Annotated in this window: 2 protein-coding genes; both read left to right on the plus strand. The window is 56.4% G+C overall.

Going from position 1 to position 858, the window contains the following annotated elements; translation table 11 throughout:
• Positions 1-247, plus strand: a 247-nt coding sequence (locus tag MoGM_RS00920) for a precorrin-8X methylmutase (RefSeq protein ID WP_146078604.1), incomplete at its 5' end; no start/stop codon positions are given.
• Between the two features lie 18 nt (positions 248-265).
• A partial coding sequence (gene cbiE / locus MoGM_RS00925; RefSeq protein WP_233210092.1) for a precorrin-6y C5,15-methyltransferase (decarboxylating) subunit CbiE occupies positions 266-858 on the plus strand: 593 nt, incomplete at its 3' end.

Here is an 858-nt window from a genome sequence, read left to right on the forward strand (position 1 = left end):
CCCGACGGCACTCATGGAACTGTGCGATCTCATTCGGAAAGGCAAGGCACGGCCTGCCGGAGTGATAGCCGCGCCTGTCGGTTTCGTGCATGTCAGGGAGTCGAAGCACATGGTCAAGACGTTTGCCGGTATTCCCAAGATAATAGTTGAAGGACGTAAGGGCGGCAGCAGCATCGCCGCAACGCTTGTCAACTCCATTCTGTGTTTTAACGACGCTGAGGCTCTTCGCCCCGGCAGAGACGTGTGACGGTGCATGGAGCAGAGCATGATTAGTGGCGAAATGCGGCCGGCCGTCAGCCCGATGGGCTCGGCTGGCGATAGGGAGTTTGTCATCATAGGTCTTACAGACAACCGTTCGCCGTGGTTTCCGCCCGAGGTCGTTTCGGAAATAAAATCTTCCAGGGTGTTCTCCGGCGGACGGCGTCACCATGAGATAGTTGCGGCCATGCTTCCGCAAGATGCCGAGTGGATAGATATTACCGTGCCGATAGACGCTGTTTTCGGTGTTTACGAGAACTATCGGGAGCGCATTGTTGTGTTCGCCTCCGGCGATCCGCTGTTCTTCGGTTTTGCGAATACCGTCAGGCGGAAGCTTCCTTTCGTGCCGATAAGGCTTTATCCGGCGTTCAACTCCCTGCAAACGCTTGCCCACCGCATGGTGATCCCATATCACGACATGCGTGTCGTGTCGCTCACCGGCCGCCCTTGGCACGGGCTTGACCGTGCGTTGATAGAGTGCTGTCCTTTGATTGGTGTCCTTACAGACCGTGAGCGCACTCCCGCTGCCATTGCCCGCCGCATGATGGACTTCGGATACGATAATTATCTGATGACAGTGGGTGAGAATTTGGGTAACGC

Origin of the sequence: Prevotella sp. MGM1 (assembly GCF_002933775.1) — a bacterium.
Classification (GTDB): Bacteria; Bacteroidota; Bacteroidia; order Bacteroidales; family Bacteroidaceae; genus Prevotella.